This window comes from Streptomyces sp. NPDC036813 (assembly GCF_055609245.1).
In genome coordinates this window covers 111938-132252 of record NZ_JBVJPV010000006.1, presented here as the reverse complement: position 1 = coordinate 132252, position 20315 = coordinate 111938, and the positions used below count along the sequence as shown (strand labels likewise).

Here is a 20315-nt window from a genome sequence, read left to right as displayed (position 1 = left end):
CAATAGTTGTGATCGACATCTTTTCCGCGCCTGCCGAGACGCGCGCCGCCGCCGGTGAAGGCGGGAGCCTGCCGAAGAACGCCTTGGCGGCGCGGCGCGCCTCGATCGTGGGGGCGGCTGCTGGTGGAGGATCGGTGGCGGGCGGTCTCGGGACGGGCCGTCCGCTCCCGTCTCACCGCGTATGGAGGTCCGGTGACGAACTCGTACGGCGGGGACCCGCTCGCTGATCCGGCTCGGTCCCTGTCCGCCGGGCTGAACGGTCCGACGGTGCCCGCGTCCGGCCGGCTGATCCGTCCGACGGTGCCCGCGTCCGGCCTGCGCCCCGGGTGCGACCGGCTCGACGGCCCCCTCGGTGTGATGGCGGCGGCGCTGTGATCGCCGCCGGGGACGCGGGCGCGCCGGGCGGTGGACGTTACGGCGAGGCCGTCTTCCGCCCGGATCAGGTGGGTGAGGGCGAGCGCATCGACTACGGCGCGCTCGCCTACGACGACATCACCCTGGCCCGGCTGAGGTCCCTCGGGGTCGGCCCGGGATGGCGCTGCCTGGATGTGGGTGCGGGCACCGGCACCGTGTCGCGCCGGCTGCTGGGGGAGTGCGAGGTGGCGAGCGTGGTCGCCGTGGACCGTGACGCACGCTTTCTCACCGAGCGGCCCGTGCCCGGTCTCGATGTGCGCGAGGCCGACGTCACCGCTGCTGGTTTCGTCTCCGAGCGGTTCCGGCTCGTCCATGCCCGCTTCGTGCTGATGCACCTGCCCGAGCACCGCCGCCTCGTCACGGCCCTGGCCGAACTCGTCGAACCGGGCGGCGTCCTGGTCCTCAGCGACGCGGTCGACCTGACGAGCGACCGGACCCCGAGTACGCCGTACACCGCGGTGATGCGGGCCATGTGGCAGGGGCTGCGGGCCACCATCGGCACGGATGTCTCCTGGGTGCCGTCCTATCCCCACCTGTTGCATGAGGCTGGACTCAGGCCCGTCGCCGCCGAGATGCATGTGCCTGCGCTGCTGCCGGGCAGTCCCATCAGCCGGTTCTGGGCGGACACCTGGGAGCGGAGCCGAGCGGCGATGCTCGACACCGGACTGGTCGACGCGGCCGCTGTCGATGAGGCGGTCCGCTACCTGGACTCCGAGGACTGCGCCGCGCTGTCGGCCGGCATGCTCACGGTGTGGGGTTGGAAACCCGGGGAGGCCCAGCCCTGACCAGCCGGGCCGCCCGATCACCGACGACCGGAATCAGGGCCGGCTCGTTGGCCAACGGCACCGCCGTTCCGCGCTGTCCCTGGGCAGACACGGCACCTTCACCTCCCGGTCCTGGACCCGGGCGCCACGCGAGGGTGAGGGATACGCCCATCTCACCGTCGGTCGTGCGGCAGCGGCCCTGACCACGGACGCCCCCCGTCGCACACGTTCACCGTCACAGCGCCACCTCCGCCTCCGGGAGCTCCGCTTCGGCCGCGCCCCCGTACGCCGCTGGATAAGGTCGTGGCGTGGAGCGCAGCAGTGAGCAGCGGCACGACGCGTCCGGCGCGGACGCGCGGGGTGAGCTGTCGCCCCGGACGGCCCGGGCGCTGTGGTGGGGGTCGGCCGGTCTGGTGCTCGCCGTGCTCGGCACCCCGGTGCTCGTCGCCGGTGCGGAGGACGCCAGTCGACTGCACGTGGCCATGGCTCTGGTCCTCGCACAGGTCTGCGCCCTGAGGTGGCAGACGCGCGCCCCGCTGACCGTACTGGCCGCCGACACGGTGACGGGGATCGCGGTGTGGGCACTGCTGCCCGCGGTGACCTTGACGGGGGCGCTGCTCGCGGCGCAGATCACGTTGTGCGTGCTGTCGGCCACCAGCCCGCGGCGGGTGGCGGCGCGGGCGCTCGCGGCGATGTGCCTGCCTGCGCCGGTGGCGTTCGAGGCAGGCGGCCCCGCGGGTCTGGCGGTGTATCTGCTGACGGTGGTCCTGGCGTGGACGGCGGGGCAATGGCGCAGGGCGCAGCAGGAGCGGACGAGGGCGGAGATGCGCCGAGCCGTGGTGGAGGAGCGTGCGCGCATCGCGCGCGAGGTGCACGACGTGGTGGCGCACACGCTGTCGGTGATGGTCATTCAGGCGGGCGCCGCCGACGATGTGTTCACGACCGGCCGGATCAGGCACGCGAGGCGCTGCGGGCCATCGAGACGGGCGCCCGGTCCGCGCTGGGCGAGCTGCGCCTGATGCTGCGGGCGTTCCGGCCGGACGCGGAGGAGGACGCCGCGCGGGAGGAGGTCGCGGGGCAGCAGCGGGCGCCGGGGCCCTCGCTCACGCGCCTGGACGAGTGCCTTCGGCGGCGATGCGCGCAATGTGACGCTGGCCGGCGAGTCGGCGGGCGGCTACAGCGTCTGCGCCCAGCTCGCCTCGCCCGCCGCCGCGGGGCTCTTCGACCGGGCGATCATCCAGAGCGGCCCGTGCACAGGCCGCCCCGACCGGCCCTTCGCCCCGTCGTCCGTCCTTCTGGCCACGGCGCGTACCGCGGGTGCGGACTTCGCGGCCAGGGTCGGCTGCGGCTCGGCCCGTGACGTCCTGGCCTGCCTGCGGCGCGTGCACGTCTCCCGTCTGCTCAGGGCCCAGGACGCGGATCAACAGCCCGCTCGTGCCACCCCGTTGCTGCCGAGCGACCCCGCGGTGGCCGTCGCCACCGGCCACTTCCACCGAGTCCCGGTGCTGATCGGGCACGATCACGACGAGGGCAACGGCTGGGCCGCCGGGATCGTCCAGGCCGGTCATCGCGTCACTGCGGACAGCTGGCCCGGCGGCGGTGCCGGCTTCTTCCCCCCCGCCGGGGCAGGTGAGGGCGATCGTCCGCGAGTACCCGGTGCACCGCACCGACGGCGGCCCGGTGTTCGGCGCGGTCATCGGCGACGCGGACTTCGCCTGCCCGACGGCACGCACCGGCGGTCTGCTCGCCGCCCATGTGCCCGTCTGGTGCTACGAGTTCGCCGACGAGCACGCCCCGCCGCTCACTCCGGGCACGCCGCCGTTCCCGCTCGGCGCGCCGCACGCGAGCGAACTGCCGTACCTCTTCGACCCGGGCGGCCGTCCTCGCGACCTGACCGCGGCACAGCACCGGCTGGCCGACACCATGATCGACTACTGGACCCGTTTCGCCCGCACCGCCGACCCGAACGGCCCGTCGTCGCCGCACTGGCCCCGGCAGACGGTGCTGTCCCTGGCGCCGGACCACATCGTCCCCACGCGGGCGGTGGCGACGCGCCATCACTGCACGTTCTGGAACACCCTCGGGTGATCCCGGTTGCGGGCGGGCGACCGCACCCGTGCCATGGACACGACCGCCGTGAGCGCAGGCAGGCTCGACCGGCGGACCGTACGCCGTAGGCGACGAACCGACGGGGAACCCACACGAACCCCAGGGGGACAGCCACGAACGAAACCATCGCCAGGCGCCTGACAGGCCTGGCCGGCATCGCCACCGCAGCCGCCTTCATCGTCGAAGTGCCCCTGTACTTCCTCTACTCGGGCCCGCCGCCGGACTCCAACGTCCTGGCCAGGCTTCTGATCGGCATCTTCGCGCCGGCCTTCCTGATCGTGTTCGTGACGGCCTTCCGCGAACTGGTCAGGAGGGTGGATCCCACCCGCGAATGGGTCGGCACCCTGGCCTTCGCCATCGGCCCGGTCTACACGACGCTCACCCTGGTCTCCAGCGGGCTGGAAGCGGGCGCGGTCATCGCCGCCGACCACCCGATCGACCCGACCATCACGGTCAGCGGCACCTACATCCTCTACGGGACGATCGGCCGCCTCCTGCTCGCGCTCTTCCTGACCACCGTGGGCTACGGAATCTCCCGTACGAAGCTGCTGCCACGCTGGACCGCGCGCTCCGCCGTCGTCCTGGCCGGGGTCGACCTGGCCTTCGTGCCGTCCCTGTTCTTCGGCAACACGCCCGCGCATTTCTACGCGGCGAACGGCTGGGGTACGACCGCCCTCATGGGCGCGCTGTTCAGCTAGTGGATGCTCGCCCTGGGCATCTCCACCTACCGCAGCGCCCCCCGACGCCTGCCCGCCGGCTCACCGGCCGTGCACCAGACAGTGAGGGACTCCGGCCCGTTGAGGTGACCGGGGTCACATGCATCCGTGTCACAGGGCGTCGGGCCATCTCGTCTCAGGGGTGTAGCCACTGACGACCCCGGAGGAACACGATGGACGCGCGACTGAACTACTTCGCCAGCCCGACCGCCGGCAAGGCCCTCAAGTACTTCATGTCGGCGGGCAAGGCTCTGAAGGACTCGCCGCTGCCCGCCGCGACCCAGGAGCTGGTGGCGCTGCGCGTGAGCCAGATCAACGGCTGCGCGGTCTGCATCGACATGCACACTAAGGAGGCCGCCGCCGCGGGGGAGACCTCCGTGCGGCTGCACCTGGTCGCGGCGTGGCGGGAGGCCACGGTCTTCACCGAGGCCGAGCGCGTCGCGCTGGAGCTGGCGGAGCAGGGGACCCGGGTCGCGGACGCGGCCACCGGTGTCAGCGACGAGCTGTGGGCGCGAGCCGCCGAGCACTACGACGAGGAACAGCTCACCGCACTGGTGTTCCTGGTGTCCTTCATGAACTCGGTGAACCGGTTGAACATCATCGCCCAGCAGCCGGCGGGCGACTATGAGGTCGGGCAGTTCCACTGACCGGCGACCGGGGTCCGGCCCGGGGCGCCTCCGCGGGCCCCGGGGCCTTGCCGCGCACCGCCGGCCGACCGGATGATCATGACCAGAAGATGCCCGCGCCGACGAGCCGGCCGGGCGGAAGAACCGCAGGGGGTCGGCGTGAGCAAAGTCGAGGAGTTCGAGGAGCTGCGGCCGCTGCTGTTCTCGATCGCCTACCGGATTCTGGGCAGCGTGGGTGAGGCCGAGGACGCCGTACAGGAGACCTGGCTGCGCTTCGACGGCTCGGCGACCCGGCCGACGTCGACCAAGGCCTTCCTCTCCGCCACGGTGACGCGGATCTCGATCGACGTACTGCGGTCCGCACGGATGAGGCGGGAGGAGTACGTGGGGCCGTGGTTCCCCGAGCCGCTGCTCGCCGATCCCTATCAGGACCCGGCGCGTTCGGCGGAGCTGGCCGACTCGGTGTCGATGGCGGCACTGCTGCTTCTTGAGCGGCTCAGCCCGCTGGAGCGGTCGGTGTTCGTGCTGCGGGAGGTGTTCGGCTTCGGCTTCGACGAGGTCGCCGCGGCGGTCGGGCGGTCGGAGTCGGCCTGCCGGCAGCTGCTGGTACGGGCGCGGCGGCACATGCAGGACGGACGGCCCCGGTTCGAAGCGGACCGTCAGGAACGGCAGGAGCTGGCGTCGCGGTTCTTCCACGCCCTCCGCGAAGGTGATGTCGTCGGCCTGCGGGATCTTCTCGCCGCCGACGTGTCGATGGTCGGGGACGGCGGCGGCAAGGCGCCCCAGCTGGCCCGTGCCGTCGTCGGTGCCGAGAACGTGGCCCGGCTGCTCGCCGCCGTCTTCCCCCTCCTGGCCCGGGTCGACGTGCGTTTCGAGCTGCACGAGGTCAACGGCCAGCCGGGAGCGATCTTCCGCGACCGGGACGGCAAGGTGCTCCACGTCCTGGCCCTCGAGGTGCTCGACGGGCAGATCCAGACCATCCGCACCGTGATCAACCCCGACAAGCTCGGCCACCTCGGGCCGGTCGCCGACGCCTGGGCCATCGACCGAGAGGTGAGACAGACCCGCCACCGGACGACCCGCGACCGGACGAAGTAGCCCGAGGTTCGGGTGCGTCCGCGATGCGGCTCCTGCCTGGCCCGATGACCCGCAACGCTGCACAGGGTGAGCGGCTGACACGACGAGCGAGGTGACATTTGCACAGAAATATCCCTTGATGTCCGGATTGTCCCGGTGGGTGTGCCGGGTGACAGGAGCGGGTACGCGCGCCGTCTGACCGCGCCCGGACCATCACCGGGGTCCGCGTCATCCGGTGTCCCGCCGGGACGGACAGGGCGACGCGGGCATGGCAAGGAGGAGAAGATCATGCAGATGACCGGACGGACAGCGATCGTCGGCGCTTCCACGGCGCTCGCCGCGGCCGCCATGGCGATCGGCGGCGGTCCCGCGACAGCCACCACCTCTCAGACGCCCGCCCACCACGCGGCCGCCGCTCCGGGCGGCGCTGAGCACTCGGCCGACCGCAGCCATGCCGGCCGCCGGCCCACAGACCCGTGGATCGAGGACCAGCTGGCGGCCTTCTACCCGTCGTCCACCCAGCGGCTCGCCGTCTTCGACCCCTGGGTCAAGGACCAGCTCGCGCTGTTCGGGAAGGGCAGCCGGTGACCGGTGCGACGGCCGTTCGCCCAGCCCCGTGACGGCGGCGGGCGTCGCCCCTACACCTCTCCCGTGGCGAACAGCTCAAGGTGCCCGCACTTGGGGCAGCGATACGCCTCTATCTGCCGCCTGGGCCGCCCCATCCGCTTGGCACCCCCCAGGATTCCCCGTTCCAACGCGCCCTCGATCCACCGCGCGTAGCCGCGTGAATGCTCGCCGGCGTCCTCGATGAAACCGTCCATCAGGCCGACGGTTCCGCACTGGGTGCATGTGTAGTTGTTCATCCGGCGAGTGTAGGAAAAGTTGCGGAGAACGGTCGCCTCACCTGATGTCGTCCGGCTGTCGCGTGCCGCGTCGCTCGAGGAGGTAGGTCGCGGTGAGCGCGACCGCGCGGTCGGGGTCATGGGAGAGTTCCGCGAGGGCACGGGATGTCGTGGCCCCCGGGATGTCCGCCAGCGCTTGTGTCAGCCGTCCGCGTGCGGATGCTGCCGTGGTGTCGTCGGCGAGGCGGTCGAGGAGCCCGGTAGCGATGTGATCCGCCGCCGCGGGGTCACTCGCCAGCGTGCTCAACATGTCGGCTGCCTCGGTGTCGTTGCTCCCGTCGACGATCATGCCGATGAGTGTCGGGACCGCGTCGGCCAGGCCGCGTGCCCCTAGCGCCAGGGCCGCGTTCCTGCGCACCACGATGTCGGGGTTGTCGAGGGCGTGCCGCAGCAGTGCGGTCGCCTCGCCGTCCGCCATCTCGGCGATGGACCGGACGGCACGCTCACGCACCTCGGCAAGGGGTGAGGAGAGACCTCGCGCCAGCAGGTCGAGCCCGTCCGCGCCCGATTGCGCCAGCGCCCATCGCAGGGCTCCGGCGACGTTCGGGTCCGACTCGCGCAGCACCGCCTCGACCAGTGCTTCCACCGGCACGGGAGCCTCCGCGCCCGCGGCCAGCGCCGCCCGCTGCCGCGCCCCCGCGCTCTTCGACCCCAACGCCTGGAGGAGCGCCACTGTTTGAAGGACGTCCTCCCAGTCTCCGGGCTCCGCCGCGCCGATCCGGCGCAGTCGCGTGAGCAGTTCCCTCTCCGCCGCGATGCGGTCCTGCGTCTGCCGGATGAGGTCGTCGACGAGCTCCCCCGGCGCGAAGCCCGGATCGTCGAGCGCACGCCCGACGTCGCGCAGCGACAGCCCCAGTGACCGCAGGCTCTCGATGTGGAAGATGCGGCGGATGTCGTCGCTGGAGTACTCCCGGTAGCCGGAGCCGGTACGACCCGTCGGCCGCACCAGGCCGAGCGATTCGTAATGCCTGAGCATGCGGGCGCTGACCCCGGACCGCCGCGCGACATCGCCGATCAGCACTGCCTACCGCCCTCCGTGTCCGGCCCCGCCGAGCGCCACGACGCGCTTCGCCTCCTCGATCGCGAACCCGAAACCGGCATCCGGGTCGTGCCACAGCCGTTCCGTGGCCATCGCGTGTGCGCGCACGCCCGGGTCGGGATCCGTCGTCGCGGCGCCCAGTACCGGCAGCATCACCTCTCCGAGCGCGATCAGCGCCCGGCTGAGGCTCAGCTGCGTCTCGCGTTCGCCGCGCCCGAGCTGTGCCGCCAACAGTACGGCCAACCCGTGCTCCTCCCCGTCGGGCACGAGTACGACCGCTGCCCGCCAGGCGCTCCGGGCCACCTCGTCGTCGGCGTCGGACAGCAGCGCCGGTGTGACCACGGGCCACGCCTGCCGGTCCCCGATCTTGGACAGCGTGTGCAGCGCCTGGCTCCGTGCCTGCCCACGCCCCGAGCGGACTTCGTCGACCAGCACCGGGACCGTCAGCGATGCCGGGTGCCGGGTCAGTGCCCACGTCAGCATCTCGCGTACGTAGAACTCGGGCTCGATCGCGCACCGTTCGACGAGCCTGCCGATGAACGCCGGGTCAGGGGCCGTGCCGACCGCCAGCGCCGACTGCAGCCGGATCGACGAGCTGTTGTTCTCAAGGCCCTGGAGGACCCGCCGCACGGTGTCCTGTTTCGGCATGGTCATGGGACCACCTCCTCGGCCACAGTGAAGGGCTTGTCACTGTGTCAAGGTCAAGCGGCGCCGGGCCGAGAGGGCTCGCCTCGTGTGCGGTCGGTCGGCCCTTCCGGGCCCGGGTGGGCGGTCAGCGGCTCGCCGCGATCGCCTCCAGCAGGATGTCGGCGACCCGTGCGGGCTGCTCGACGGGGAAGAGGTGACCCGCCTCGGGCACGGTCACGTACCTCACGTGCGGGCAGGCGTCCAGACCCCGCTGCTCGCCTTCGGTGAGGCCGATCTCGTCGTGCTCACCGCGCACCACCCAGGTCGGAACGCGGGCCTCGCACAACCGGGGCACCAAAGAGGGATACCGGTCCAGATACCTGTAGTACTCGCGCACCATCCGTCGGCAGACGGCCGCGTCGTTGTGGGCCATCGCCCGCTCCACGATCGCTCCTTGGCGGGGCGGCAGGCTGCCGCGCATGGCCCGGGGCACCATCTTGAGCATGCCGCTCCACGCGAGAGGGCCGAGTCCCGGCACCCGCCCGAGCGTGTTCAGCACGGTCAGCGCCTTCGCCTCGTCGCCGCGGGAGAAGGTGGGGGAGAGCAGTACCAAGGGGCCCTTGAACAGGCCGGCGGCCGCCATTTCCAGGGCCACGTTCGCGCCCAGGCTGTGGCCCGCGACGACGTCGCAGCGTTCGCGGGCCGTGACGTCGGCGAGGAGGCGGGCGTAGTTCTCCATGCTGACGTCGTCGGGCGGTCGCGTGGGCCCGAAACCGGGCTGGGTCACGGCCACCAGGCGGATGCCCGCCAGGGCCTTCTCGGCCATGAGGTCCGCATAGGCCTCGGCGGTGCACATGCCGCCGGGAATCAGCAGGACGCTGTGGGCGGACTCCGCCGGCCCCGCCCGGCGTATGTCCCAGGTGACGCTCACATCTCCCAGGCTGCCAGAGGTACACCGACCGCGCATGCAGGGCCCGCCGCCGCGCGGACTGCGGTGGCTGGTCCCCGGGGCGGTGAGGCGGCACCGCCGGCCCCTGGGCGTGGTCCGGGGGACGCCCGCCAGGCGGTGGCGCAGTGGGGCAGGGCGGGTTCCAACAGGACGACCAGGCTGGCGAAGACGGCGTCAAGGGTGAGGGGCTTGCGCGGCTCGGGGGAGTGCTGCCCGGGGGTGCACGGCGATCGCCCTGCTCGATCGAGAGGGACACGCGGCACTGTGTTGGGCGTCACAATAATGCGTTATTATTGGACGGCAGGAGGGCGGCGAGACCGCGGCGAGTGGGGGGAGCGACAGTGGACGAGCAGAGGGACCGCATCCTGCGGGCCGCGGCCGAGGTCCTGGCCGAACGCGGCTTCGACGCGGGCCGGTTGAGGGACGTCGCGACGACGTCCGGTGTGTCCATCGGGGCGCTGCAGCACCACTTCGAAACCCGTGACGCCCTCTTCCGCAAAGCCTTCGCCTGGTCGATCGACGATCTGATCGGGCGCTGGCGGACGGCGGCCGCGGACGCGACCAGTGCATGGCGCCGCTTCGAACTGCTCGTCACCGCGCTCACCAGCGATCCCACCCTCGCTCGGCGCTGCGCCACCTGGACCGAGTTCTGCGCGAGCGCTTCCCGCCGCGAGGAACTGCGCGACGGGGTGCGCCGGGTCCATGCCGAGTGGCAGGCGCTGATCCGCGAGATCGTCCAACAAGGCCTGGCAAGCGGGGAGTTCGAACCCGCCGTCCCGGCCGACCTCGCCATCGGGTCGCTGATGGCCCTGGTCGACGGCTGCGAGATGGCGGTGGCGTCGGGGTCCGGGCTCACCGCCGGACGTTATGCCGAGGTGATGCTCGGCACCGCGCGCGTCCTGCTCGGCGTGCGCGCCTAGGCCCACAGGGAGGGCATTCCATGGGAGTACGGTTCCCGCACCTGTTCAGCCCCTTGCGGATAGGCGGGGCGACCCTGCGCAACCGGATCCTGTCCTCGGGCCACGACACGGTCCTGGTCAGGGACGGAAAGGTCACCGATGAGCTGATCGCCTACCACGAGGCCCGCGCGAAGGGCGGTGCCGGCCTGATCGTGCTCCAGGTCTCGGGCGTGCACGAATCAGCGCGTTACACGACCCATGTGCTCATGGCCACGGACGACGCATGTGTCCCCGGCTACGCCGGGCTCGCGCAATCGGTACAGCGGCACGGAGCGAAGGTCTTCGGCCAGCTCTTCCACCCCGGCAGGGAGATCCTGGAGTCCGCGGACGGCAGCGCCCCGGTCGCCTGGGCGCCCTCGGCCACACCGAGCGAACGCTTCCACGTCATGCCGCGCGCCATGACCGAGGCGGAGATCCGCGAAGTCCTCGACGGCTACGGCCGGGCAGCCCACCGGCTGCGCCGGGCCGGGCTCGACGGAGTGGAGATCGTCGCCAGCCACGGCTACCTGCCGGCGCAGTTCCTCAACCCCGAGGTCAACGTCCGCACCGACCGTTGGGGCGGCGACGAGCAGGGCCGGCTGCGTTTCCTGCGCGAGGCACTGCTGAGCGCCCGGACGGCGGGAGGAGACGGCTTTGTGGTCGGCCTGCGCATCTCCGGCGACGAACTGAACCACGACGGCCTCAGCGGCGAGCTGGTCCTGAAGTCCGTTTCCGCCCTCGACGCCGAGGGACTCGTCGACTACGTCTCGGTGTGTGCGGGCAGTTCCTCCAGCCTGTCCGGGGCCCAGCACATCGCGCCGCCCATGTTCCAGCCCGCCGGCTACACCGCCCCGCTCGCCGCCAGGGTGCGCGCCGTCGTCGGTGTCCCCGTGATGGTGGCCGGGCGGATCAACCAGCCGCAGGAAGCCGAGCAGATCGTCGCGAGCGGTCAGGCGGACGCCTGCGCGATGACCAGGGCCCTCATCTGTGATCCGGACCTGCCGGCCAAGGCCGCGGACGGCCGCACCGAGGAGATCCGCGCCTGCATCGGCTGCAACCAGGCCTGCATCGGCCACTTCCAGCTCGGCTACCCGATCTCCTGCATCCAGCACCCGGAGACCGGCCGCGAGCGCCGCTTCGGAGTCCTGCCGACCGTCGGACGGCGCAAGAAGGTGCTCGTCGTCGGCGGCGGACCCGCCGGCCTGAAGGCAGCGGCCGTGGCCGCGGCGCGCGGTCACGAAGTGGAACTGCACGAGGCCGGGCGACGCGTCGGCGGACAGGCGCTCCTCGCCCAACTGCTTCCTGGGCGCGCCGAGTTCGGAGGTGTGGTCACCAATCTGGAGGGTGAGGCCCGACGCGCCGGGGCCCGCATCCTCGTCGGCTCCTCGGTGGACGGCGCGGCCCTCGCCGCCGCGTCGCCGGACACCGTGGTGCTCGCGACCGGCGCACGCCCCCGCCGCCCCCGGCTGGAGTTGATCGACGACCCCGTGGTGCTCGACGCGTGGACGGTGATCCGCGGCGGAGAGGTGCCACGCGGACGGATCGTGGTGGCGGACTGGCGCGGCGACTGGATCGGCCTGGGCGTCGCCCTCCAACTGGCGGGCCGGGGCAGGAAGGTGACGCTGTGCGTCACGGGTTTCGCGGCCGGTGAGCACCTGCAGCAGTACGTACGCACCGCCATGCTGGCCCAGGCGGCACGGGCACGCGTCGACATCGTGCCCAACGTGCGGCTCTACGGCGCCGACACCGACACCGTGTACCTCCAGCACACCCTCACCGAGGAGCCGGTGCTGCTCGAAGGCATCGCCGGCACCGTCCTCGCACAGGGGCACGACCCGGTCAACGACCTCGACCCCGCCGCCCTCGGCGTCCCGGCCGACCGCGTCTTCACCGTCGGCGACTGCGTCGCTCCTCGCACGGTGGAGGAAGCGGTTCTGGAGGGGCTGACCGTGGCGGCCGAGCTCTGACGTCCCGCCGAGGGGCCCAGGGGCCACGGAACAGGATGGTGCGTGGAGGGAACTGGCAAGCGGGGAGGCGGCGTCCATGGAAGCACAAGATCACCAGTGGGCGCAGAGGAGTCCGAGATGACCGGCACGGCCACAACGTCTTCCGGGACCACGCCGAGCGGGCCCTCGGCCACCCGTTACCTCTATCTCGTCCGGCACGGCGAGGCATCGCCCGACGAGACCACGCTGACCGAGGCCGGCCGACGCCAGGCCACACTGCTCGGCCGACGCCTCCGGGACATCCCCCTCACGGCTGTGCACCACGGTCCGCTGCCGCGCGCGGAACAGACGGCGCGCCTCATCGCCGGGCACCTCCCGAACGTACCCCTCAACCGCACGGACGTGGCCGGTGACTACGTTCCCCACGTGCCGGAAGCAGACGAACTCCCCGACGATGCAGCAGACTTCTACCTCGGCTTCCTAGCCGGCGCCACCGCCGAGGAACGCACGCACGGCCCACTCCTGGCCCGCCGGGCGCTGGAGCTGTTCACCGGGCCGGTGGCCGGGGAAGAGGACCGGCACGAACTGGTCGTCACCCACAACTTCCTCGTCGCCTGGCTCGTCCGCGACGCCATGCATGCCCCGAAGTGGCGCTGGCTCGGCCTCAACCACGGCAACGCCGCACTCACCGTGATCCGCTACGCACCCGGTCGTCCCGCGTCGGTCCTCCTCTCCAACGACATGCGCCATCTGCCCGACGAACTGCGCTGGACCGGATTTCCGCCCGAGCTGCACATCTGAAGGCACTTCCTTCGACGGTGCGGCCAGGGCGCCGGCCACGGTCGTGACCATGCTCTCCGCTCACCGCTGAACCCGGCGGCCGCTCGACGGCGGGCTGCCGGTCGGGGGAGCCCGGCCGCGGTGAGCCGGTCCGCCATGCGGATCGCGACCGATGGAGTGACCTGCGGGAGGTCGCAAAGGGTGACCGGCGCCGAGGCATCGTCCAGAGCCCCGACCGACGTGGCACCACGACTGGAGATCACCGTCGGGGCGCGGGGCCCGCCGGTGGCACCGCCGGGACGACCCGGACGCCGCAGTCGGCGCGCGTACGCGATCGCCGGGCCGGGAATGGGCAACCATCGATGTCATGGTGTACGTGTTCGGCCTGTCCGCGGCCTGCCTGCTCGGTATCGGCTTCGTGCTGCAGCAGCACGCTGCCGAGCGAGCGCCCGCCGGTGACGTCCTGCGCTTCCGGATCCTGTGGGACCTCGCACGCAACGGTCTCTGGCTCGGCGGGATCGGCTGCATGGTGGCGGGCCAGGTGCTCGGCGCCCTCGCCCTCGCCGCGGGCGATCTGTCCCAGGTCGAACCCCTGCTGGCGACCAACCTGCTGTTCGCCTTCGCGCTGGCACGCCGCCTGAGCGGCCAGCGCATCGGAGTGTCCGGCTGGGCGGGCGTGCTCCTGCTGGGTGGCGGTGTCGCGGCGTTCACGCTCGCGGGCCGCCCCCGTGCCGGGACGGCGGACACGGGCGTCTTCCGCCAATGGGTGGTCATCGGCCTGATCGTCGGCCTGTCGCTGGTCCTGATCGCCTTCGCCCGCCATCTGCCGCTGTTCGAGGAGCCGCCGCTGCTGGCCACCGCCGCCGGGATGCTCTACGGCCTGCAGGACGCCCTGACCCGGGTGTCCACCGGGATCATCGGCGACGGCGGGGTCGGCGCACTGCTGGTCCGCTGGGAGCCGTACGGGGTGGTCGCCCTGGCCGTGACCGGTCTGATGCTGGTGCAGAGCGCCTTCGAGGAGGGGCCGCTGCGCATGTCCCTGCCGGCCCTGACGGCTGCCGAACCCCTCGCGGGCATTCTGTGCGGCGTCGGCTTCCTCGGCGACCGCCTCCGCACGGACGTCGCCGCCCTCACCTGGCAGGCGTCGGGACTGGCGGCGGTCGTCGCGGGCGTCTTCGTCCTGGCCCGCCACCCGGTGATGCCCGGCCACCCCGGCGGCGACAGCGAGTGACGAGACGGCCGATCCCTGTTCCGAAAAGTGGACGGCCTCTTGGTCGGCGGCCGCGCCTGCTGTACAAATGGGCCTCATGATCTCCGAGCTCCTGGTGCGACGCCTGGTCATCGACCTGTGCCGACGCGCGGGCTCGTGTTGTTGCTGATCCGACCTGTTCCCGCACCCTTCGCCGTCCGGTGACATCACCCGGACGAGGGTCGTCGCCGCGCCCTGCCCCGGGCGCGGAGTCCGCATCGTTCAGCATCACATGCGCCGGGGACGGCTGCTGCCGTCGGTAGACGGACGGCCGTACCCCACCCGGCGCCACATGGAGACGCCCATGTCCACGCCTTCCCGCCTGTCCACGCCCGAACACGCCGAGCCGCGGCTCGACGCGCCGTCCGACCGGCACCCGTTCCCACTGCGGCACATATGGGCACGAGTGCGCCCCGTCCTGCTGCCGTCCGCTTCCCTGCTCGTATTCCTCGGGCTGTGGCAGCTGCTGGCGGCCGGCGGCACATGGAGCGAGACACTGGTGCCGCCGCCGGCCAAGGTGTGGGACGCGTTCGTCACCGTGTCCACGACGCACGACGGCGTACGCGGCTACAACGGCACCTTCCTCCTCGAACACCTCGGCATCAGCCTGCGCCGCATTGCGATCGGCGCCGGCCTGGGCATCGCCGTCGGAGTGCTGTTCGGGCTGCTCATGGGCACCGTCGGCTGGCTGCGCGCGCTGTTCGAGCCCTGGATCACCTTCCTGCGGACGCTGCCGCCCCTGGCGTACTTCTCCCTGCTCGTCATCTGGCTGGGCATCAACGAGGAGCCGAAGATCACGCTGCTGGCGGTGGCCGCGTTCCCGCCCGTGGCGGTGTCGACCACCACGGCCGTCGCGGCCGTGCCGAGGAGTCTGATCGAGGCCGCCCGTGCCCTCGGAGCCTCGCGGTGGGACGTGGTCAAGGACGTCGTCGTCCCGTCCGCCCTGCCGGAGACACTCACCGGCGTCCGGCTCGCCGTGGGCGTGGCCTACTCCTCCCTCGTGGCCGCCGAGTTGGTCAACGGGCTGCCCGGCATCGGCGGCATGGTCAAAGACGCCGCCAACTACAACAACACGCCGGTCGTGCTGGTCGGCATCATCGCCATCGGGCTCTCCGGCCTGATCATCGACGGCCTGCTGCTGCGACTGGAGCGCACCGTCGTGCCATGGCGCGGCCGCGCGTAGAGCCCCGGCCGTGGAGCGCCCGCCCGGACCACGCGGGCCGCCCCACGCACCCCATCCGTACACCGAACCCCGCACAGAACGGCTTCGCCATGTCCCGTGTGCCCGAAAACCCCTCCCGCCGCCTCCTGTTGGCGGGCGCCTTCGCCGCGGTCACCGCCGCTGTCACCGGATGCTCCGCTGCCGACGAGGCGGCGACGTCCGGCGGCTCCAAGCGGCTGCGCATCGGCTACTTCGCCTTCCCCAGCGGCGACTTGCTCGTGAAGAACAGAAAGCTGCTGGAGAAGGCGCTCCCCGACCACAGCATCACCTGGATCAAGTTCGACTCGGGGGCCGCCGTGAACCAGGCCTTCCTCGGCCGCTCCCTCGACATCGCAGCGCTGGGCTCCAGCCCGTTCGCCCGCGGCGTGTCGGGCAGCTCACCGATCCCGTACAAGGTCGCGTGGGTTCTGGACGTCGCGGGGGAGAACGAGGCCCTCGTCGCCCGTAGAAGCACCGGCATCCGCGACGTCGCCGGGCTCAAGGGAAAGACCGTCGCCACCCCCTTCGCCTCCACCTCCCACTACAGCCTGCTGGCGGCCCTGGACGCGGTCGGACTGAAGACCTCCGACGTCAAGCTCGTCGACCTCCAGCCGCAGGCCATCCTCGCCGCCTGGCAGCGGGGCGACATCGACGCGGCCTACGTGTGGCTGCCCACCCTGGACGAACTGCGCCGCACCGGCACCCAGCTCACCAGCAGCAAGGAGATCGGAGCCAGCAAGCCCACGCTGGACCTGGCCGTCGTGTCGGACGATCTCATCGCCCGGGACGCGCAGGCGATCGACGCCTGGCGCAAGGCGCAGGCCCAGGCCCTGCGCCTGCTCACGTCCGACCCCGACGGCTCGGTCGCGGCGGTCGCCGCCGAACTCGGCATCAGCGCGGCGGACGCCAGGGCCCAGCTCAGGCAGGGGGTGTTCCTCACCCCGGAGCAGGTGGCCTCCGCCGACTGGCTGGGCACCGACGGCCGGCCCGGCAAGCTGCTCACCTACGTCACCGACACCGCGCACTTCCTCGCCGACCAGAGGCAGATCGACACCGCACCGTCCGCGGACGTCGTCCGCAAGGCGTTCTATCTCAAGGGGCTGCCCGATGTCCTCAAGTGAAGCCACCCGCACGGCGCCCACGCCCGCGGCCCGGCCCGAGCCGGACGCCGGGCAGGCCGGAAGCATCCGCCTGGACCAGGTCGTCCACCGGTACGGCCGGGGCGGCGAGGCGGTCACCGCCGTGGGGCCCGTCGATCTGACCGTCCCTGCCGGGGAGTTCCTGGTGCTGGTCGGTGCCTCCGGCTGCGGCAAGAGCACACTGCTGCGGCTCATCGCCGGATTCGAGCAGCCCACGGGCGGCTCGGTCCGTGTCTCCGGTGCCGAACCCCGGCCGGGCGCGGCGGCCGGTGTCGTCTTCCAGACGCCGCGGCTGTTCCCCTGGCGGACCGTACGGGGCAACATCGATCTGGCGCTGCGGTACGCGGGCGTGGAACGGACCCAACGAGCGGCACGACGGGCCGAGTTGCTGGCCCGCGTCGGGCTGGAGGGCACCGAGAGGCGTCGCGTCTGGGAGATCTCCGGCGGCCAGCAGCAACGCGTCGCCATCGCCCGGGCCCTCGCCGCCGAGAACCCGCTCCTGCTGCTCGACGAACCCTTCGCGGCGCTCGACGCGCTGACCCGGGAACGGCTCCAGGAGGACGTCCGCCGGATGAGCGAACGGACCGGCCGGACCACGGTGTTCGTGACGCACTCCGCTGACGAGGCGGTGTTCCTGGGTTCCCGCATCATCGTGCTGACCCGGAGCCCGGGCACCGTGGCCCTGGACCTCCCGATCTCCCTGCCTCGCGGTGACGTCGACGCCGAAGCGTTGCGGGACTCCGCCGAGTTCGCCGAGCTGCGCGCCCAGGTGTCCCACGTCGTCAAGGCCGCCGCCGGCTGAGCCTCCGTACTCGAACAGCCCACGTCCCGTGCCCAGGAAGGACACACAGATGAGCATCCTCAGCGAACGGCCCGCCGCGACCCGGCTGCCGATCACCGAACTCGGCCCGCACTTCGGCGCCGAGATCCACGGCATCGACCTCGCCCGCCTCGACGACGACGAAGTCCTCGCACTGCGCGAAGCCCTGGTGGCGTACAAGGTGCTCTTCGTACGCGGCCAGCACGACCTTCAGGACGCCGCGCAGATCGAGTTGGGCAGAAGGCTGGGCGAGGTCACCGTCGGGCATCCGATCCACGACTCCGGTGACGTGGCCCCCGAGGTGTACTCGCTGGACAGCCAGGACAACGGGTTCGCCGACGTGTGGCACACGGACGTGACGTTCGTACGGCGTCCCCCCGCGATCTCCGTCCTGCGAGCGGTGGTGCTGCCGCCCAACGGCGGCGACACCAACTGGGCCGACAGCCAGCTGGCGTACCAGTCGCTGTCTCCGGGCCTGCGGGACTTCGTCGACACGCTGACCGCCGTCCACGACGGCACCCGCGAGTTCGGGTACTACCTGGCCCAGCGCCGAGGCGGCCGCGGCAACCTGTGGGAGGGCGAGACGTTCACCCAGCTGACGCCGGTGGAGCACCCGGTGGTGCGCGTCCACCCCGAGAGCGGCCGCAAGGGCCTGTTCGTGAACCCGGGCTTCACCTCGCACATCGTGGGGGTCTCGGAGCACGAGAGCCGGGGTCTCCTCGACATCCTCTACGCCCACCTCACCAAGCCCGAACACGTCGTACGGCACCGCTGGCAGCCGGGTGACGTCGCCCTGTGGGACAACCGCAGCACGGCCCACTACGCCAACCGGGACTACGGCGACCAGCACCGGGTCATGCACCGCATCACCCTGCGCGGCGACACACCCGTCGGACCGATAGCCGCGCACCGCTGACGGCCCGTGCGGGAGACCCGGCCGCGGCCTGTCGCCAAAGGGCATGCGCTCAAGCGGGACTGCGCTCCGACGACCGGCAAGAGGTCCCGGCGGCGCCGTTCCGGCCGGACCCCCTGCCCGTGCGGCCGAAGGCGGCCCGGTAGGCGCTCGGACGGTGGCCGGTGTGGCGGGCGAAGAGGGCGGCGAAGGTGCCCGGATCCTGGTAACCGACGGCCGCGGCCACCGCGGCGACGGTGCGGTCGGTGGTCTCCAGAAGATGGCGGGCGCGGCGGACCCGGGAGGCCTGCAGATGGGCCAGCGGACTCCGCCCGGTCTCCTCGGCGAAACGGCGCAGCAGCGTGCGGGTGCTGACCTGGAAGGCGTGGGCCAGCGCGGCGAGGTCGTACCGCTCGGCGAGGTTCTGGTCGAGGCGCCGCATGACCCGCTGGGAGAACTGCCGGCCGGGCTGCGGGAGGAGCCGCGGATCGACGTACGGGGTCTGGGAGGTCCGTGCGTCGTCGACGAGCGCCAGCCGCGCGGTGGTGCGGGCCACCCGGGCGCCATGGTGCCGGCGGATCAGGTCGAGCGCGAAGTCGTACATGGCGCTGAAGGCGGCCGTCGTCGTCACTCCCGTGTCGGTGACGACCAGGTGCTCGGGCCGCACGTCGGCACCCGGGCAGCGCCTGGCCAGCTCGCCTGCGTGCAGCCAGGAGGTGGTGGCCCGGCGCCGGTCGAGGAGCCCCGCCTCGGCGAGCAGGAACGCGCCGACGCACAGGGAGACGACGGCGGTGCCCGCGGCGGCCTGCGCGCGGATCTCCGCGACCTCGGGGGCGAGCCGGGCGAGGCGCGCGTCGAGGTCCGTGTCCGGGAGCAGTTCGAAGCCGGGCACCACCAGGACGTCGACCTCGCGCAGGGGCCGCACGTCCAGGCTCGCGCCGCCCGAGGCGGTGACCCGGCGGCGGGGCGAGACGACCGACACCCGGTAGCCGGGCGCGTCCGCTCCGGCGACATGACCGGCCATCGTCAACAGGTCGGGGACACCGAACACTTCGGACGCGAAGCAGTCCGGGTACGCCAGGACCCCGACTCTCAGCGCTCCCCGTCCGGCACCGTCATGCGTCATCGCCACCCCCTGGTGTCCCCACCCGTCTTCCGCTCGGGCGCCTTGCGTGTGGCGAGATTACCGCCGGCCTTGGCGATCCCGCCCCTCACCCGGTGACCGGTCCCGCGGCCATGCTGGCCCCATGAGCGACGACGATCCGATCACCGACTTCTCCCGCCGGAGCGTGGCCGTGGAGGGGGTGGAGAAGACGGTGTACGTGGCCGGGGCCGGGCCCGCGGTCGTGGTGCTGCCCGAGATGCCCGGCATCAGTCCCGACGTCCTGCGGCTCGCACGCTGGGTGCGCGACGCGGGCTTCACCGTCCATGTGCCCTCTCTGTTCGGAACGGACGGCGCCTTCCCCACGGTCGAGGGCGGCCGGGAGGTCGTCCGCCGCGCCTGTGTCAGCGCCGAGTTCCGCGCCTTCGGCGGGGGCGGCACCAGCCCGGTCACGCTCTGGCTGCGCGGCCTGGCGCGCCAGGCTCACGCCGTGTGCGGTGGGCCGGGGGTGGGCGCGATCGGCCTGTGCTTCACCGGCAACTTCGCCCTCACCATGGCCCTGGAGCCGGCGGTGATCGCCCCCGTCGTCAACCACCCGTCGCTGCCGCTGGACGACCCCGGCGGACTCGAACTCGACGACGCGGACGCGCGCGCGATACGCGACCGGCTCGATCGTGACGGGCTCACCGTTCTCGCCTACCGCTTCGCGGGCGACCGCTGGTGCACGGGACAGCGATTCGCCGCCTACCGCGCACTGCTCGGCGACGCCTTCGACGGGCGCGTGCTGCCGGACAGCGCCGCGAACCCGGCCCCGCCGCCCTTCTTCGCCGACCTGGTCGGCACCCCGCACAGCGTCGTCACCGCCCATCTCGTCGACGAGGCCGGCCACCCCACGATCCGGGCCCGTGACGAGATCCTCGCCTTCCTGACCGACCGCCTGCACCCGCACGCGAACGGACCGATGCTCACCACCTGACCCCACCGGATGCGGCCCGCAGACGCTGCAGGGCTGCTCCGGCCAGGCG

The 20315-nt window shown here is 72.3% G+C and carries 20 protein-coding genes and 3 pseudogenes; 18 read left to right on the top strand and 5 right to left on the bottom strand.

Going from position 1 to position 20315, the window contains the following annotated elements; translation table 11 throughout:
* Positions 1-192 precede the first annotated feature (192 nt).
* The 9 genes and pseudogenes from ACZ67Q_RS15045 to ACZ67Q_RS15005 all read left to right on the top strand — a co-directional run bounded on the left by ACZ67Q_RS15045 (position 193) and on the right by ACZ67Q_RS15005 (position 6294).
* On the top strand, positions 193-375 hold the full coding sequence (locus ACZ67Q_RS15045) for a hypothetical protein (RefSeq protein ID WP_471181388.1): 183 nt from the start codon (positions 193-195) through the stop codon (positions 373-375).
* Complete coding sequence (locus tag ACZ67Q_RS15040) at positions 372-1199, top strand: methyltransferase domain-containing protein (protein ID WP_471181385.1); 828 nt, start codon at positions 372-374, stop codon at positions 1197-1199. Before ACZ67Q_RS15045 ends, ACZ67Q_RS15040 begins: the two co-directional genes overlap by 4 nt.
* 287 nt (positions 1200-1486) lie before the next feature.
* A pseudogene (locus tag ACZ67Q_RS15035) lies at positions 1487-2298 on the top strand (sensor histidine kinase); the annotation flags it as partial.
* A 25-nt stretch (positions 2299-2323) separates the two neighbouring features.
* Positions 2324-2680, top strand: a pseudogene (locus ACZ67Q_RS15030) (carboxylesterase family protein); the annotation flags it as partial.
* Positions 2681-2807: 127 nt separating this feature from the next.
* Positions 2808-3266 (top strand): carboxylesterase family protein, encoded by a 459-nt coding sequence (locus ACZ67Q_RS15025; RefSeq protein WP_471181382.1) that lies wholly within the window; start codon positions 2808-2810, stop codon positions 3264-3266.
* 146 nt (positions 3267-3412) lie between these two features.
* Positions 3413-3982 (top strand): annotated as a pseudogene (locus tag ACZ67Q_RS15020) (hypothetical protein); the annotation flags it as partial.
* Between the two features lie 194 nt (positions 3983-4176).
* Positions 4177-4650: a carboxymuconolactone decarboxylase family protein gene (locus ACZ67Q_RS15015; protein ID WP_471181380.1), complete on the top strand. Its 474-nt coding sequence runs from the start codon at positions 4177-4179 to the stop codon at positions 4648-4650.
* Between the two features lie 138 nt (positions 4651-4788).
* Positions 4789-5727, top strand: a complete 939-nt coding sequence (locus ACZ67Q_RS15010; RefSeq protein WP_471181377.1) for an RNA polymerase sigma-70 factor — start codon at positions 4789-4791, stop codon at positions 5725-5727.
* Between the two features lie 267 nt (positions 5728-5994).
* The gene (locus ACZ67Q_RS15005) at positions 5995-6294 is read left to right on the top strand and encodes a hypothetical protein (protein ID WP_471181374.1); all 300 of its coding nucleotides are present in this window, start codon (positions 5995-5997) and stop codon (positions 6292-6294) included.
* Positions 6295-6344: 50 nt separating this feature from the next.
* Here the strand turns inward: ACZ67Q_RS15005 and ACZ67Q_RS15000 are convergent, their stop codons facing one another.
* From ACZ67Q_RS15000 to ACZ67Q_RS14985, 4 genes are all read right to left on the bottom strand, one after another.
* Entirely contained in the window at positions 6345-6569 is a 225-nt protein-coding gene (locus ACZ67Q_RS15000) for a hypothetical protein (protein WP_471181372.1), read from the bottom strand.
* 37 nt (positions 6570-6606) lie between these two features.
* A complete protein-coding gene (locus tag ACZ67Q_RS14995) occupies positions 6607-7629 on the bottom strand; it encodes a HEAT repeat domain-containing protein (RefSeq protein WP_471181369.1) in 1023 nt (340 codons plus the stop codon).
* A 3-nt stretch (positions 7630-7632) separates the two neighbouring features.
* Positions 7633-8301, bottom strand: coding sequence for a HEAT repeat domain-containing protein (locus ACZ67Q_RS14990; RefSeq protein WP_471181366.1), 669 nt, complete (start codon positions 8299-8301; stop codon positions 7633-7635).
* A 118-nt stretch (positions 8302-8419) separates the two neighbouring features.
* Entirely contained in the window at positions 8420-9205 is a 786-nt protein-coding gene (locus ACZ67Q_RS14985; RefSeq protein WP_471181363.1) for an alpha/beta fold hydrolase, read from the bottom strand.
* A gap of 359 nt (positions 9206-9564) precedes the next feature.
* On the opposite strand from ACZ67Q_RS14985, the gene ACZ67Q_RS14980 reads away from it, so the two are divergent.
* The 8 genes from ACZ67Q_RS14980 (at position 9565) to ACZ67Q_RS14945 (ending at position 18212) form a co-directional block, all read left to right on the top strand.
* On the top strand, positions 9565-10143 hold the full coding sequence (locus ACZ67Q_RS14980; protein ID WP_471181361.1) for a TetR/AcrR family transcriptional regulator: 579 nt from the start codon (positions 9565-9567) through the stop codon (positions 10141-10143).
* Between the two features lie 20 nt (positions 10144-10163).
* Positions 10164-12128: an oxidoreductase gene (locus ACZ67Q_RS14975; protein ID WP_471181359.1), complete on the top strand. Its 1965-nt coding sequence runs from the start codon at positions 10164-10166 to the stop codon at positions 12126-12128.
* A 117-nt stretch (positions 12129-12245) separates the two neighbouring features.
* Positions 12246-12908, top strand: a complete 663-nt coding sequence (locus tag ACZ67Q_RS14970) for a histidine phosphatase family protein (RefSeq protein WP_471181356.1) — start codon at positions 12246-12248, stop codon at positions 12906-12908.
* Between the two features lie 346 nt (positions 12909-13254).
* Complete coding sequence (locus ACZ67Q_RS14965) at positions 13255-14118, top strand: DMT family transporter (protein WP_471181353.1); 864 nt, start codon at positions 13255-13257, stop codon at positions 14116-14118.
* Between the two features lie 322 nt (positions 14119-14440).
* Positions 14441-15319: an ABC transporter permease gene (locus ACZ67Q_RS14960; RefSeq protein WP_471181351.1), complete on the top strand. Its 879-nt coding sequence runs from the start codon at positions 14441-14443 to the stop codon at positions 15317-15319.
* A gap of 89 nt (positions 15320-15408) precedes the next feature.
* On the top strand, positions 15409-16458 hold the full coding sequence (locus ACZ67Q_RS14955; RefSeq protein ID WP_471181348.1) for a taurine ABC transporter substrate-binding protein: 1050 nt from the start codon (positions 15409-15411) through the stop codon (positions 16456-16458).
* The gene (locus ACZ67Q_RS14950) at positions 16445-17278 is read left to right on the top strand and encodes an ABC transporter ATP-binding protein (protein ID WP_471181345.1); all 834 of its coding nucleotides are present in this window, start codon (positions 16445-16447) and stop codon (positions 17276-17278) included. The genes ACZ67Q_RS14955 and ACZ67Q_RS14950 overlap by 14 nt, the downstream gene beginning before the upstream one ends.
* Before the next feature lie 49 nt (positions 17279-17327).
* A complete protein-coding gene (locus ACZ67Q_RS14945; protein WP_471181342.1) occupies positions 17328-18212 on the top strand; it encodes a TauD/TfdA dioxygenase family protein in 885 nt (294 codons plus the stop codon).
* Positions 18213-18261: 49 nt separating this feature from the next.
* Here ACZ67Q_RS14945 and ACZ67Q_RS14940 read toward each other — a convergent pair whose 3' ends face one another.
* Positions 18262-19314, bottom strand: coding sequence for a GlxA family transcriptional regulator (locus ACZ67Q_RS14940; protein WP_471181340.1), 1053 nt, complete (start codon positions 19312-19314; stop codon positions 18262-18264).
* 121 nt (positions 19315-19435) lie between these two features.
* Here ACZ67Q_RS14940 and ACZ67Q_RS14935 point away from each other — a divergent pair, with 121 nt between their 5' ends.
* Positions 19436-20266 (top strand): dienelactone hydrolase family protein, encoded by an 831-nt coding sequence (locus ACZ67Q_RS14935; protein ID WP_471181337.1) that lies wholly within the window; start codon positions 19436-19438, stop codon positions 20264-20266.
* Positions 20267-20315 lie beyond the last annotated feature (49 nt).

Bases quoted from the DNA above. Each gene is read 5' to 3' on its own strand.
- ACZ67Q_RS15015 (WP_471181380.1), top strand. From the start codon at position 4,177: ATGGACGCGCGACTGAACTACTTCGCCAGCCCGACCGCCGGCAAGGCC.
- ACZ67Q_RS15005 (WP_471181374.1), top strand. From the start codon at position 5,995: ATGCAGATGACCGGACGGACAGCGATCGTCGGCGCTTCCACGGCGCTC.
- ACZ67Q_RS15000 (WP_471181372.1), bottom strand. From the start codon at position 6,569: ATGAACAACTACACATGCACCCAGTGCGGAACCGTCGGCCTGATGGAC.
- ACZ67Q_RS14990 (WP_471181366.1), bottom strand. From the start codon at position 8,301: ATGACCATGCCGAAACAGGACACCGTGCGGCGGGTCCTCCAGGGCCTT.
- ACZ67Q_RS14975 (WP_471181359.1), top strand. From the start codon at position 10,164: ATGGGAGTACGGTTCCCGCACCTGTTCAGCCCCTTGCGGATAGGCGGG.
- ACZ67Q_RS14970 (WP_471181356.1), top strand. From the start codon at position 12,246: ATGACCGGCACGGCCACAACGTCTTCCGGGACCACGCCGAGCGGGCCC.
- ACZ67Q_RS14965 (WP_471181353.1), top strand. From the start codon at position 13,255: ATGGTGTACGTGTTCGGCCTGTCCGCGGCCTGCCTGCTCGGTATCGGC.
- ACZ67Q_RS14960 (WP_471181351.1), top strand. From the start codon at position 14,441: ATGTCCACGCCTTCCCGCCTGTCCACGCCCGAACACGCCGAGCCGCGG.
- ACZ67Q_RS14955 (WP_471181348.1), top strand. From the start codon at position 15,409: ATGTCCCGTGTGCCCGAAAACCCCTCCCGCCGCCTCCTGTTGGCGGGC.
- ACZ67Q_RS14950 (WP_471181345.1), top strand. From the start codon at position 16,445: ATGTCCTCAAGTGAAGCCACCCGCACGGCGCCCACGCCCGCGGCCCGG.
- ACZ67Q_RS14945 (WP_471181342.1), top strand. From the start codon at position 17,328: ATGAGCATCCTCAGCGAACGGCCCGCCGCGACCCGGCTGCCGATCACC.
- ACZ67Q_RS14940 (WP_471181340.1), bottom strand. From the start codon at position 19,314: ATGACGCATGACGGTGCCGGACGGGGAGCGCTGAGAGTCGGGGTCCTG.
- ACZ67Q_RS14935 (WP_471181337.1), top strand. From the start codon at position 19,436: ATGAGCGACGACGATCCGATCACCGACTTCTCCCGCCGGAGCGTGGCC.